Raw genomic sequence first — 13,941 nt, forward strand, 5'->3', positions numbered from 1 at the left:
GCCGATCATCCCCGTCTTCGTCGATACAGAGCGGCGTTCAGGACGTGGATGCTCGCCACACGGGCGAGCATGACGCTGAGAGCTTCGGGGCGGGGGGCTAGGCCGGCCCGCGGCCCCGTGCCCGGCCATGACGGCACGGTGCCTCACGGCCGCCCCGTCGGAACGCCTTCCCTGATCTTCGCGGAGAAATCCGGGTCGTCGAGCGAGAGCGTGCGAGCGTGGTCGCCGATGCGGGCGAGCCGGACCAGTTCGGCCAGCGGGATATCCTGCCGGATCGCGCCGATCTGCTGCAGGTAGCCCGGCAGATAGCCGGAGAGCAGCACACGGGGGTCGAGCGGCAGCGAGAACTTCCAGCCGGGCGCGACGCTGCCGACGAGGTGGTAGACCACGGTCGTGCAATTGGTCGTCAGCGTGTTGTACCAGCGCGGCCTGGCGGCAAGGTCGTTGATGTCGGCGATATAGGCGAGCAGCAGGTCGCGAGCCTGCCTGGCGGAGGCGCTGAGGCGGAAGAGCCTGGCATCCTCATGCCGCGCATGGGTGCGCAGACCCACGATGTCGCGCTCGTCCGCGGCGACATAGGCCATCTCGTAGCTGCGGAAGAAGCCGGCCAGGGCCGACCATTCCTCGCCCTTCTCGCGCCGGACCTCGATCGAGAAGGTCAGCGGCACGGAATCCGAGAAGGTGAAGCTGACCAGGAGATGCGCGATCGCCTCGCCCGACCAATAGGAGAGGAAGATGTCGGCGCCGCTGATCGCAGCGAGGTTGTAGTGGCGCGTTTCCCAACGCTGGTCGTAGTCCTCCTCCGTGCGCCAGCGGAAATGGCGCAGGTTGGAGACGGTCAGCACGTCGCCCTCGCGTGCGATCGTCGGAAGACGGGCGAGCTCGGGAATCCAGTCGCGATCATGCGAGGGCTGGAAGCTGCTCCACCAGGAAAGCAGGCCGACGAAGACCATGGCAAAGCCGAGCGGCAGGCGCGTATCGCTCGTCCAGGTGCCTATGAGGCCGGCCAATGCGGCGATGCCGAAGCCGATCGCGCCGACGATCGCGATCGCGCCCGTGAGCCGGAACAGCAGGAAGCCCGTGCCCCAGGTTGCGGCACCGAGAATGACGAGGGTCAGGAGAAGCTTCAGCACAATCGAAAAGAGGCGGCCCATGGCCGCCTCTCGTAACACATGCCGGATGGCTTGGCGTCAGGCCGCGAGCGAGTTCGTCGGGGCGGCCGCCTTCACGGCGTCGTCGACATGGGCCTCGAACTTGGCGAAGTTCTTGGCGAACATGCCGACGAGATCATTCGCTGTCTCGGCGAAGGCGGCTTTGTCGGCCCAGGTCTTCACCGGATAGAGGATGTGCGGCTCGACGCCGGGCACCGAGCTCGGCACCGCGAAGCCGAAATAGGGGTCGCGGCGGAAATCGGCGCGGTTGAGCGAACCGTCGAGCGCTGCCGAGAGCAGGCGGCGGGTGACGCGGATCGGCATGCGCCGGCCGGTGCCGTATTTGCCGCCGGTCCAGCCGGTGTTCACCAGCCAGCAATCGACATGGTGCTTGGCGATGAAGTCGCGCAGCAGATTGGCGTATTCCGACGGGTGGCGCGGCAGGAAGGGCGAGCCGAAGCAGGTCGAGAATTCCGGCTCGACGCCGGTGAGGCCGCGCTCCGTGCCGGCGACCTTGGCGGTGTAGCCGGAAAGGAAGTGGTACATCGCCTCTGCCGGGGTCAGCTTGGCGATCGGCGGCATCACGCCGAAGGCGTCCGCCGTCAGCATGACGATGTTCTTCGGGATGCCGGCGCGGCCGATGCGCGAGGCGTTGGGGATGAAGTCGAGCGGATAGGCCGAGCGGGTGTTCTCGGTCTTCGACTGGTCGTCGAAATCGACCTCGCGCGTCAGCGGGTCCATGACGATGTTCTCGAGAACGGTGCCGAAGCGCAGCGATGCCGCGTGGATCATCGGCTCGGCCTCGGCCGAGAGGCGGATCGTCTTGGCGTAGCAGCCGCCCTCGAAGTTGAAGATGCCTTCCTTCGACCAGCCATGCTCGTCGTCGCCGATCAGGGTGCGGTCGGGATCGGCCGAGAGGGTCGTCTTGCCGGTGCCGGAGAGGCCGAAGAAGATCGCGGAATCGTCCTTCGCGCCGACATTGGCCGAGCAGTGCATCGGCACGACGCCCTTGGTCGGCAGAACGTAGTTCAGATAGGTGAAGACCGATTTCTTCATCTCGCCGGCATAGGCCGAGCCGCCGATCAGCACGATCTTGCGGGTGAAGTCGATGGCGACGACGGTCTCGCTGCGGCAGCCATGGCGCTTGGGATCGGCCTTGAAACTCGGCAGGTCGACGATCGTCATCTCCGGCGCATAGCCGTCGATCTCGTCGCGCGGCGGGCGGATCAGCAGGTTGCGGATGAACAGCGAGTGCCAGGCCATCTCGGTGTAGACGCGGGCGCGGACGCGGTGAACCGGGTCGGCGCCGCCATAGAGATCCTGCGCGAAGAGCTCCTTGCCTTCGGTATGGGCCAGGAAGTCGCCGAGCAGCGTCTCGAAATGCTCAGGCGACATCGCCTGGTTGTTGTCCCACCAGACCGTATTCTCGGTCAACGCGTCGCGCACCGTGAACTTGTCCTTGGGCGAGCGGCCGGTGTGGGTGCCCGTATCGGCGCAGAGCGCGCCACCACGCGCCAGCTGGGATTCGCCACGGCGCAGCGACTCTTCATAGAGCTGCGGCGCTTCCAGGTTCCAGCGCACGGCCTTGAGCTTGCGGAAGCCGAAGGCCTCGGCACCATGGGCGGCGTTGAACTGACCGATATTGTCCACTGAATTCCTCCGGAGGCCGGTCCCTGTCAGGGCAACCTGTTGTCGAAACACATCCGCACGGGCCGGTCGACGGTCCGGGCGTCTAGGCAAGGCACTGGGCCACGCCCGGTCTTTACGGCCATGATCGCCCGGGCTCAAGCATTGGAAAAGCCCGGTCTCCTGCCAGAATTCGCTAAATCGATTGAAATGCCGGCGTGATGAATCGGTAGGCGGTGCCCCCCGAGCCAGGCCGGCCGATCTGGTCTTCCGGCTGCGTCAGGCGGCCTGCGCACGCGCCTTTCCGGCGAGCTCGGCGAGGGTCCGGCGCAGGGCCGCAGGACCGTCTACGGAAGCAGGGAAGGGCAGGCGCAACGCGGCGCTGCCGAGCGTCATGTCGAGCCCGTCGGGGTCGAGACCGATCGCCCGCCAGCCCCCAGGCCTGGCAGCGAGAAGCCGGGTCGCATAGAGCCCGATCGCCTCGGCGTGGTCGGCATTCATATGCTCCACAGCCCCTTCCTCGACATCGGCGAGCGCAGCGGCATGGGCGGGATCGCTCATCAGATCGGCCGGCGTCGGCGCGAAGGCGCGGGCGAAGCCGCCATTGAGGCTGGCCCCCTCGACCATCAGCGCGAAAAAGCTGAAATCGGGGAAATCGGCATAGAGCGCGGATTTCGGCTGGCGTGCCAGATAGCGGCGGCGGATGCGCAGGCCTTCCTCGCTCTCGCGCTCGATCTTGCGGGCCCGGACCTTGAGCGTGATGCGCGCATGGGCGAGCGGATCGCCCTTGCCGCCGGGCGAGATCAAAAGGGAAGCGCGGGGATCGGCGATAAGGTTCGCCGTATGGGCGGCCAGAGCCGAGACCAGGATGATCGGCGTGCCGTCGATGTCGGTGGCGAGCCCGACCAGGCTGGCCGATGGGTGGCCGTCGGGCCGGAGCGTGGCGAGAGCCGCCGAGCGGGCGCCGCGCAGCAATCCCTTGGCCTCCGCGCGTACGGCGTCGTCCATCGGCTGGATGACGTCTTTGGGGTTCTTGGCCATGGAACCTCTCTCCGATTTCAGGCTTGTGATACGGGGACATAGGCAAACCGCCACGTCCCGGCTAGATTGCCGCCACGCTTTGGCCTCTCTCCCGCGAGAGGGGAACCCGTTTATTGCAACGAGACCAAGAGACGAAAGCCTTATGCCAACGATTGCGCTGGTCGATGACGACCGCAACATCCTGACGTCGGTTTCCATCGCTCTCGAAGCAGAGGGCTATCGCATCATGACCTATACGGACGGTGCCTCGGCTCTCGACGGGTTGAAGCAGAACCCGCCGGATCTCGCGATCTTCGATATCAAGATGCCGCGCATGGACGGCATGGAGCTGCTGCGCCGCCTGCGCCAGAAATCCGATCTGCCGGTCATCTTCCTGACCTCGAAGGACGAGGAGATCGACGAGCTGTTCGGCCTCAAGATGGGCGCCGACGACTTCATCCGGAAGCCGTTCTCGCAGCGGCTGCTGGTCGAGCGCGTCAAGGCGATCCTGCGCCGCGCCGGTGCCAAGGACACCACCACCGTCGCCCGCGCCGAGGACGCCAAGGCGCTGGAGCGCGGCTTGCTGCGCATGGACCCCGAGCGCCACACCTGCACCTGGAAGGGCGAGCCGGTGACGCTCACCGTCACCGAGTTCCTGATCCTGCAGTCGCTGGCGCAGCGTCCCGGTGTGGTGAAAAGCCGCAACGCATTGATGGACGCCGCCTATGACGACGAGGTCTATGTCGACGACCGCACGATCGACAGCCACATCAAGCGCCTGCGCAAGAAATTCAATCAGGTCGATCCCGAGTTCGATATGATCGAGACGCTCTACGGCGTGGGCTATCGTTTCAAGGAAGTCTGAGGCAGGAAGGCGGGACGCGCCGCCTCCGGCGCATCGATCGTCTCCTGAGCGGGAAGTCAGCCGCAAACCATGGCAACCGTCGACAACCAGGCCCGGCCGTCAAAGCCAGCCGCCGGCTGGCGCGGGGCGCTGCGCCGCCGTGTCGGCCTCGTCTGGCGGCGGATGGGCCGCGCGATCTCGGCACGCGCAGCCTCGAGCCTGACGCGGCGTATCCTCGTCCTCAACCTCGGCGGCCTTGTGGCGCTGTTGCTGGGCTTCCTCTACCTCAACCAGTTCCGCGAGGGCCTGATCGAGGCCCGCGTGCAGAGCCTGCTGACACAAGGCGAGATCATCGCCGGCGCGATCGCCTCTTCGGCCACGGTCGAGATCGACACGATCACGATCGATCCCGACAAGCTTCTGCAGCTCCAGGCGGGCGAGAGCGCCGGCATCGCCGAGGATCCGCTCGACTTCTCGATCAACCCGGAAAAGGTGGCGCCGCTGCTGCGCCGGCTGGTCACGCCGACCAAGACCCGCGCGCGGGTCTACGACAAGGACGGCCTGCTCACACTCGACTCGCGCAGCCTCTATTCGCGCGGCGACGTGTTGCGCCTCGACCTGCCGCGCGTCGGCGAGCCCGACGAGCCACCGCTGCTGGAGCGCACCTGGAACATGCTGCGCAACCGGCTCGGCAAGGCCGACGTGCCGGCCTATGACGATTTCGAGAACGCCAACGGCAAATCCTACCCTGAGGTCGCCCGCGCACTGGCCGGCTCGCCGGCGAGCGTGGTGCGCGTGAACACCCGTGGGCAGACGATCGTCTCCGTCGCGGTGCCGGTGCAGCGCTTCCGCACAGTCAAGGGCGCGCTGCTGCTCTCGACGCAGGGCGGCGACATCGATGCCGTCATCGCGGCCGAGCGTTTCGCCATCTTCCAGGTCTTCGCCATCGCGGCGGGCGTGATGATCGTGCTCTCGGTCCTGCTCGCCGGCACCATCGCCGAGCCGATCCGCAAGCTCGCCGATGCCGCGCAACGCGTGCGCAAGGGCGTAAAATCGCGCGAGCAGATCCCGGATTTCAGCAGCCGGCACGACGAGATCGGCCATTTGTCAGGCACGTTGCGCGACATGACCAAGGCTCTCTACAGCCGCATCGAGGCGATCGAGAGTTTCGCCGCGGACGTCGCGCATGAGCTCAAGAACCCGCTGACATCGCTGCGCAGCGCCGTCGAGACCTTGCCGCGCGCCAAGACCGACGATTCGCGCTCGCGTCTGCTCGCGGTGATCCAGCACGATGTGCGCCGTCTCGATCGCCTGATTTCGGACATCTCTGACGCCTCGCGCCTCGATGCCGAACTCGCACGCAACGATTCGGCGCCGGTCGATATGGGACGGGTTCTGGAAGCCGTGGTGACGATCCAGAACGAGACTCGCCGCGAGGGCCAGGCCAGGATCGAACTGGTGGCCGACCGTCGCAGCCAGCGCGCCGGCAATGATGCCTTCCTCGTGCTCGGCCACGATTCGCGGCTCGGCCAGGTCATGGTCAACCTCATCGACAACGCCCGCTCCTTCTCGCCGCCGGACAAGCCGGTGCGCGTCATGCTCTCGCGCATCGCCAACGACGTGCTCGTCACCGTCGAGGACGAGGGGCCGGGCATCGAGCCGCATGCGCTGGAGCGGATCTTCGAGCGCTTCTACACAGACCGCCCCAATGAGGGCTTCGGCCAGAATTCGGGCCTTGGCCTCTCGATCTCCCGCCAGATCGTCGAGGCGCATCGCGGCTCGATCCGGGCGGAGAACCGGCTGGGTCCGGTCGGGCCGGATGGCGAAGCCTGCCGGATCGGCGCCCGCTTCATCGTCTGCCTGCCGGCTGCCTATTCACATGCCGGCTGAGACGAGTGCGAAGATGGGCGAGCGCATCCACGCCACGGCGATCGCGATCGGCGAGGCAGGCATCCTCCTGCGCGGGGCCTCCGGCAGCGGCAAGTCGTCCCTCGCGCTGGCCCTCATCGGCCTCGCCGGGCGGTCCGGTCGCTTTGCGCGGTTGGTCGCCGACGATCGCGTCGCCTTGACGGCGGCTGGCGGCCGTCTGCTGGCGCGGCCGGTCGCGCCGCTGGAAGGGATTATCGAACGGCGCGGCCTCGGCCTCACGCCCGAGCCCTTCACCGGGGCCGCCGTCGTGCGTCTGCTCGTCGACCTCATCGGCGAGGAGCCGGCCCGCATGCCTGAGCCCGAGGAACTGGTCGATCGCATTGCCGGCCTGGACCTGCCGCGCCTGCGGATCTTCGGCCGCGCCGGCGACGAAGGGCAGGTCCTGACCGCCCTCGACTTATTCACAGAGTCGGATTTGTAACCACGATTTTGACAAGTTTAACGGCTGACACCTTGCGATTGTCTCGCACCTGCCGCATAAACCGCGACCTTGTCCGGGCGCCGATGTGCGCTCTCCGGTGCTGGATTGAATGATCGGACTGGTCCTTGTGACTCATGGGCATCTGGCGACGGAATTCCGCGCCGCCCTGGAACATGTCGTCGGCCCCCAGGCATACCTGGCGACGATCGCCATCGCTCCCGATGACGACATGGAAAGCCGCCGCCGCGACATCATCGCTGCCGTCGAGCAGGTCGAGAACGGCGATGGCGTCATCATCCTGACCGACATGTTCGGCGGGACCCCCTCCAACCTGGCTATTTCGGTCATGGAGCCCGGCCGCGTCGACGTCGTCGCCGGCATCAACCTGCCGATGCTGATCAAGCTCGCCAGCGTCCGCGAGGAGAAGACCCTCGACGAGGCCGTGACCAGCGCGCAGGATGCAGGCCGGAAGTACATCACCGTCGCCAGCCGCGTGTTGGCCGGCAAGTAAGCGCGCGCGACCGGGGAGGGCGGCTTGGACGAGAATTGTGACTGCCCCGAAATCCAGGTTCCCGACGGCGCTCTCCACGGCGAGTTCGAGATCGTCAACAAGAAGGGGCTGCACGCCCGCGCCACCGCGAAATTCGTGCAATGCGCCGCCCGCTACGATGCCGACATCACGGTGAGCCGCTGCGGCGAGACTGTCGGCGCCACCTCGATCATGGGCGTGCTCACGCTCGGCGCCGGCATCGGCTCGACGATCACCATCGTCGCCAAGGGCGCCGAGGCCAAGCCCGCGCTCGATGCGCTGGCTGCCCTGATCGCCGACAGGTTCGGCGAAGGCGAGTAACCCGGCGACCGGGCGAGGTCGGCATTCCCGTCGTTGGGAGCGAAAGCGAAGGTGGCTCCCAAGGCCGCCCCGTCATGGTCGAGCTCGTCCCCACCATCCACGTCCTTGCCGGCCGAATGCGGTGTTCAGGACGTGGATGCTCGCCACAAGGGCAAGCGAGCCGGCGACACATAAAGACATCTTTATATCTTTGATTGCCTTCCGCCTCGGCCGCTGCTAGAGAGCCGGCACGTTTCAGGTGCCAGGATTGGAGCTCCCCGTGTCGGATTACATCGTCAAGGACATCGCGCTTGCGGATTACGGTCGCAAGGAAATCAACATGGCCCAGGACGAGATGCCGGGCCTGATGGCGATCCGCGGCGAGCACAAGGGCAAGGCGCCGCTCAAGGATGCGCGCATCGCCGGCTGCCTGCACATGACCATCCAGACCGCGGTGCTGATCGAGACGCTGAAGGAACTCGGCGCCGACGTCCGCTGGTCGTCTTGCAATATCTTCTCGACCCAGGACCATGCCGCCGCCGCGATCGCCGCGACCGGCACGCCGGTCTTCGCCATCAAGGGCGAGACGCTCGAGGAGTACTGGGAGTATGTGCTGAAGACCGCCACCTGGGGCGATGGCGGCACGCCGAACATGATCCTCGACGATGGCGGCGACCTGACCATGCTGATCATCCTCGGCGCCGAGGCGGAAGCCGGCAAGGCCGAGTTCCTCGACAAGCCCGGCAATGAGGAAGAGACGATCTTCTTCGCGCTGATCAAGCGCCAGCTCAAAGCCAATCCGGGCTGGTTCACCAAGACCCGCGCCGCGATCAAGGGCGTCTCCGAGGAGACCACCACCGGCGTCCACCGGCTCTATGAGCTCGCCAAGGCCAGCCGCCTGCCGTTCCCGGCGATCAACGTCAACGACAGCGTCACCAAGTCGAAGTTCGACAACCTCTATGGCTGCCGCGAGTCGCTGGTCGACGCCATCCGCCGCGGCACCGACGTCATGATGTCGGGCAAGGTCGCGGTCGTCGCCGGTTATGGCGACGTCGGCAAGGGCTCGGCGGCTTCGCTGCGCCAGGCCGGCTGCCGCGTGCTCGTCACCGAGGTCGATCCGATCTGCGCGCTGCAGGCGGCGATGGAAGGCTACGAGGTCGTGACCATGGAAGATGCGGCCCCGCGCGGCGACATCTTCTGCACCGCGACCGGCAATCTCGACGTCATCACCGTCGACCACATGCGCGCGATGAAGCACCGCGCCATCGTCTGCAACATCGGCCACTTCGACTCGGAGATCCAGGTCGCCGGCCTGAAGAACTTCAAGTGGGACAACGTCAAGCCGCAGGTCGACGAGATCGAGTTCCCCGACGGCAAGCGCATCATCCTGCTGTCGGAAGGCCGCCTCGTGAACCTCGGCAACGCCACGGGCCACCCGTCCTTCGTGATGTCCTGCTCGTTCTCGAACCAGACGCTTGCCCAGATCGAGCTTTGGAACCACCACGCGAAGTATGAGAACAAGGTCTACACCCTGCCGAAGCATCTCGACGAGAAGGTCGCGGCGCTCCACCTCGCCAAGGTCGGCGCCAAGCTGACGAAGCTCAACGACGCCCAGGCGAAATACATCGGCGTGTCGCAGGCCGGCCCGTTCAAGCCGGAGCACTACCGCTACTGACGCGCACCAACGCACAGGCTCTCGAAGGCCCGGCATCCGCCGGGCCTTTTTTTATCCCTGTGCCATTATGGAATCACGCAGCGCGATACTACAAATTGTAGGTCGAGCCGATTTTGAGGCTATTTCTTGATATTCTGCTCTCGGTGAACCGGGCTGCCCGAAAATCTCTCCATTTACCGGCGATTAAGCACTTCCTGACGGACTCCACCGATGATTACAGTGGGGGTGATTCGGGCTTCCGCCATGGCGCGGAACGGATCAAAGCTCTGATGTGATTGGCGTGGTGGTGCGCGTGCATCGGCCCTCGAGACGGCGGTTTCCGCCGGCTCTCCAAGCCGATTCCGACGAGTGTGGCGGATATGGCGGCTGCGGCCGCCGCGAGATGATGGGCGCAGGATGAGACGGTTGAGGCAACAGAGGCGGGCTGGGGACTGGACTCCGCGCGCATTGCTGCCTGCCTTGACCGCTTCGGTCGCTTCCGCCCCCGCCTTTGCGCAGGATCACTGGCTGGCGCCGATGCGGGTCGACATGATGAGCACGGGCGCGCTTTCGCTGACGCTCACCGGACTGACGGTCTTCGCCGCGACGACCTCGCTTCTCTATGTCCGCGAGCGCGCCCGCTGGCAAAAGCGCGAAGCCAAGCTGGCGGCAGATCTCGAAGCCGCGCGCAGCCATCAGGAGCGACTCTCGATCCTTCTGGGAGCTGACCCGCAAGTCGTCGTGAGCTGGAACGGGCGGGACGCGCAGCCGGTTTTCGAGGGTGACAGTGGCTTTCTCGGCGCTCCAGGAGCTGCTCTCGCACTGGCCTATGGCAGCTGGGCGGCTCCTGCCGACGCCAAGCGGCTGGAACTCGCCACCGACGCGCTGAAGGAACGCGGAGAGGCTTTCACGGTCACTTTGCGCAGCAAGGCCGGACCTTTCATCGATATCGAGGGACGGCCCGTGGCGGGCCGGGCCGTCATCCGCTTCCGCGAGGTTACCGGCGAGCGGGCGCAGGTCATGACGCTGCGCGGCGAATTGGAGCGCGTCACGGCGGATCACGCGGCGCTCGCCCATTTGCTCGCGGGTCTCCCGCACCCGGCCTGGATGCGCGACGCCGATGGTCGCCTGACATGGGTCAACGGAGCCTATGCGCGGGCTGTCGAGGCCAGCGATGCGGCGAGCGCGGTGAAGGGCGGTCTCGAGCTGCTCGACCGGGCCGAGCGCGAGGCGGCGACGCGGGCGCGGCGCGAAGGCAGCCCCTTTACGGCACGGGCTCCGGCGGTTGTCGCGGGCCAGCGCCGGACCTTGGACATCGTCGAGCTGCCGGTTGCGACGGGCTTTGCCGGGTTCGCCACGGATATGAGCGAGCTGGAAGCGGTTCGGGCCGATCTTCAGCGCCAGATGGATGCCCATGTCCGCACGCTCGACCGGCTGAAGACGGCGGTTGCGGTCTTCGACGGCTCGCAGCGCCTCGTCTACCGCAACTCCGGCTTCGACACGCTCTGGTCGCTGGACGGCGGCTTCCTCGACGGTCTGCCGACCGACGGCGAAATCCTCGATCGGCTCCGGGCCGAGCGGCGCCTGCCCGAACTCGGCGACTACCGCAGCTGGAAGGCGGCGGCCCAGGCTGCCTACACCGCGACGCGCGCCAGCGAGGATTGGTGGTATCTGCCGGACGGGCGCACCATCCATGTCGTCGCCAGCCCCAATCCGCAGGGCGGCGTCACCTATCTCTATGACGATGTCACCGAGCGCTTCACGCTCGAATCGCGCTTCAACGCGCTCTCCCGCACCCAGCGCGAGACGCTGGATTCGTTGCGCGAAGGCGTTGCCGTGTTCGGCTCGGACGGGCGGCTCAAGCTTTCCAACCCCGCCTTCGCCCAGTCCTGGCGCATCCAGGGCGGCGACCTCGCCGCCAGCACCCCGCATATCGACGAGGTCATTCGGCTGTGCCGGCCGCTCTTCCCGCAGGACGAGGTCTGGAGCGAGCTGCACAGCGTCGTTACCGGCGTGCGCGATGCGCGCGAGGATTATCGCAGCCGGATGGAGCGACGCGATGGCACCGTGCTCGACATGGCGGCCGCGCCGCTGCCGGACGGCGCGACGCTGATTTCCTTCGCCGACGTCACCGCCAGCGTGAATGTCGAGCGGGCGCTGACCGAGAAGAACGAGGCGCTGGAGCGCGTCTCGCGGCTGCGCGAGGACTTCGTCCACCACGTCTCCTACGAGCTGCGCTCGCCGCTGACCAACATCATCGGCTTCGCCCAGCTGCTGGGCACCGAAACGGTTGGCCCGCTCAATGAGAAACAGCGCGACTATGCCTCGCATATCGTGCGCTCATCGGGCGCGCTGCTCGCCATCATCAACGACATTCTCGACCTCGCCACCATCGACAACGGTGCGCTGACGCTGGAGATCCAGGATGTCGACGTCGCCGATACGATCGCCCAGGCCGCGGCCGGGCTGCACGACCGGCTGACCGACAGCAGGCTGGAGCTCAAGGTCGAGATCGATCCGCGCACCGGGCCGCTGCGCGCGGATGGCAAGCGCTTGCGACAGGTGCTGTTCAACCTGCTCTCCAATGCGATCGGCTTCTCCTCGCCCGGCCAGGCCGTCGCCGTCAGCGCGACGCGGCAGGGCAGCGACATCCGTATCACCGTGGCCGATCAGGGCCGCGGCATCCCGGCCGAGGTCATGGAGAAGGTCTTCGAGCGCTTCGAGAGCCATTCTCTCGGCTCGAGCCATCGTGGCGTCGGCCTCGGGCTATCGATCGTCCGGTCCATCGTCGAATTACATGGCGGCCATGTCGAGATCGACTCCGCGCCGGGCCGTGGCACGAAGGTGACGGCCATCTTCCCGGCCCAGGGCATGCCGCTGTCGGACGCCGCTGAATGACGGAAGAAGCCCGCAAGGCCGGCCTGCACCGGCTCGTGCTGGTGGACGAGGCGGCGACGCTGCGTCTCGCCGCCGACATCGCCGCGATCCTGAAACCGGGCGACATCGTCGCGCTTTCCGGCCATCTCGGCTCCGGCAAGTCGCTGCTGGCCCGCGCCATCCTGCGCGATCTCGCGGACGATCCCGCGCTGGAGGCGCCGAGCCCGACCTTCACCCTCGTCCAGAGCTACGACACCCGGCGCGGCCTCGTGCTGCACGCCGACCTCTACCGCGTGCGCTCGCCGGACGAGCTCGACGACATCGGCCTGATCGAGGATGTCGAGCGGCTGATCACGCTGGTCGAGTGGCCGGACCGCGCCGGCACGCGCCTGCCCGCAGGTCGCAGGCTCGACATCGTGCTCGACGTCGATCCCGACAATCCGGAGACCGGCCGCATTGCCGATCTCTCGGGCGGCGTGCTCTGGAAGCAGCGGCTCGCCATCGCCGTGGCCTCGCGCCGCCTGCTCGACGCTTCCGGCTGGGGCGGCGCGCGCCGCGATTTCATGCTGGGCGACGCCTCGACGCGCGCCTATGAGCGGCTGACGCAGCCAACCGGCGAGACCGCCGTGCTGATGATCTCGCCGCCGCGTCCCGACGGCCCGCCGATCCGCCTCGGCAAGCCCTACAGCACGCTGGCTCACCTCGCCGAGGACGTCGACGCTTTCGTCGCGATGGATCGCGGCCTGCGCTCGCTGGGCTACTCCGCGCCGGAGATCTTCGCCGAGGATCTGAACACCGGCCTGCTCGTCATCGAAGACCTCGGCAACGAGGGCGTGATCGACGCCGAGCGTCGGCCGATCGCCGAGCGTTACGAAGCCGCCGCCAGGCTGCTCGCCGACCTCCACCGTCACACCCTGCCGGCGATCCTGCCGGTGGCGGAGGGGCGAGACCATGCGATCCCGGAATACGACCGGCAGGCGCTGGCGATCGAAACCGAGCTCATCCTCGAATGGTACGCCCCGCATATCGCCGGCGTCACCCTGCCGGCGGTGACGCAGGCCGAATTCGCCCGCATCTGGAACAAGCTCTTCGACGAGATCCTCGCCCAGCCCACGACCTGGACGCTGCGTGACGTTCATTCGCCGAACCTGATCTGGCTGGAACGGCGCGAGGGCCTCGCCAAGCTCGGTCTGATCGATTTCCAGGACGCGGTGCTCGGTCACCCCGCCTATGATCTCGCGGCGCTCGGCCAGGATGCGCGCGTCGATGTTCCCGCCTCGCTGGAACTGAGGCTGCTGGCTGCCTATGGCGCAGCCCGGCGCACTGAGGCGCCCGACTTCGACCTCGCCGGTTTCGCCCGCGCCTATGCGATCCTCGGCGCCCAGCGCAACACCAAGATCGCGGGCATCTTCGCCAGGCTCGACAAGCGCGACGGCAAGCCGGACTACCTCAAGCATCTGCCGCGCATCGAGACCTATCTGCGCCGCAACCTCGAACACCCCGCCCTCGAAGAGCTGAAGGGCTGGTATCAGGCCCATATGCCCAAGCTGTTCGAGACGGAGTGACCGGGCTCTTCGTCATGCTCGCCCC

11 protein-coding genes are annotated in these 13,941 nt (G+C 66.9%); 8 read left to right on the top strand and 3 right to left on the bottom strand.

Going from position 1 to position 13,941, the window contains the following annotated elements:
- Window positions 1–143 precede the first annotated feature (143 nt).
- The 3 genes from AC1DDA_RS21780 to AC1DDA_RS21790 all read right to left on the bottom strand — a co-directional run bounded on the left by AC1DDA_RS21780 (window position 144) and on the right by AC1DDA_RS21790 (window position 3,818).
- Window positions 144–1,154 (bottom strand): Lnb N-terminal periplasmic domain-containing protein, encoded by a 1,011-nt coding sequence (locus AC1DDA_RS21780; protein ID WP_476797349.1) that lies wholly within the window; start codon window positions 1,152–1,154, stop codon window positions 144–146.
- Window positions 1,155–1,190: 36 nt separating this feature from the next.
- Window positions 1,191–2,801, bottom strand: coding sequence for a phosphoenolpyruvate carboxykinase (locus tag AC1DDA_RS21785; RefSeq protein ID WP_476797350.1), 1,611 nt, complete (start codon window positions 2,799–2,801; stop codon window positions 1,191–1,193).
- A 255-nt stretch (window positions 2,802–3,056) separates the two neighbouring features.
- The gene (locus AC1DDA_RS21790) at window positions 3,057–3,818 is read right to left on the bottom strand and encodes a HugZ family pyridoxamine 5'-phosphate oxidase (protein ID WP_476797351.1); all 762 of its coding nucleotides are present in this window, start codon (window positions 3,816–3,818) and stop codon (window positions 3,057–3,059) included.
- A gap of 142 nt (window positions 3,819–3,960) precedes the next feature.
- Here AC1DDA_RS21790 and AC1DDA_RS21795 point away from each other — a divergent pair, with 142 nt between their 5' ends.
- The 8 genes from AC1DDA_RS21795 (at window position 3,961) to tsaE (ending at window position 13,916) form a co-directional block, all read left to right on the top strand.
- On the top strand, window positions 3,961–4,662 hold the full coding sequence (locus AC1DDA_RS21795) for a response regulator transcription factor (RefSeq protein WP_441509329.1): 702 nt from the start codon (window positions 3,961–3,963) through the stop codon (window positions 4,660–4,662).
- A gap of 69 nt (window positions 4,663–4,731) precedes the next feature.
- Window positions 4,732–6,531, top strand: coding sequence for a stimulus-sensing domain-containing protein (locus AC1DDA_RS21800; RefSeq protein ID WP_441509328.1), 1,800 nt, complete (start codon window positions 4,732–4,734; stop codon window positions 6,529–6,531).
- Window positions 6,532–6,544: 13 nt separating this feature from the next.
- Window positions 6,545–6,991, top strand: coding sequence for an HPr kinase/phosphorylase (locus AC1DDA_RS21805; RefSeq protein WP_441509327.1), 447 nt, complete (start codon window positions 6,545–6,547; stop codon window positions 6,989–6,991).
- A gap of 109 nt (window positions 6,992–7,100) precedes the next feature.
- The gene (locus tag AC1DDA_RS21810; RefSeq protein ID WP_149131162.1) at window positions 7,101–7,502 is read left to right on the top strand and encodes a PTS sugar transporter subunit IIA; all 402 of its coding nucleotides are present in this window, start codon (window positions 7,101–7,103) and stop codon (window positions 7,500–7,502) included.
- Between the two features lie 24 nt (window positions 7,503–7,526).
- Window positions 7,527–7,841, top strand: coding sequence for an HPr family phosphocarrier protein (locus AC1DDA_RS21815; RefSeq protein WP_441509326.1), 315 nt, complete (start codon window positions 7,527–7,529; stop codon window positions 7,839–7,841).
- A 259-nt stretch (window positions 7,842–8,100) separates the two neighbouring features.
- Window positions 8,101–9,495: an adenosylhomocysteinase gene (ahcY, locus tag AC1DDA_RS21820; protein ID WP_476797352.1), complete on the top strand. Its 1,395-nt coding sequence runs from the start codon at window positions 8,101–8,103 to the stop codon at window positions 9,493–9,495.
- Between the two features lie 459 nt (window positions 9,496–9,954).
- Window positions 9,955–12,372 (top strand): sensor histidine kinase, encoded by a 2,418-nt coding sequence (locus AC1DDA_RS21825; RefSeq protein WP_476797353.1) that lies wholly within the window; start codon window positions 9,955–9,957, stop codon window positions 12,370–12,372.
- The gene (gene tsaE / locus AC1DDA_RS21830) at window positions 12,369–13,916 is read left to right on the top strand and encodes a tRNA (adenosine(37)-N6)-threonylcarbamoyltransferase complex ATPase subunit type 1 TsaE (RefSeq protein ID WP_476797354.1); all 1,548 of its coding nucleotides are present in this window, start codon (window positions 12,369–12,371) and stop codon (window positions 13,914–13,916) included. The genes AC1DDA_RS21825 and tsaE overlap by 4 nt, the downstream gene beginning before the upstream one ends.
- The last annotated feature ends 25 nt before the right edge of the window (window positions 13,917–13,941 follow it).

The organism is Allobosea sp. 10N428 (genome assembly GCF_056394545.1).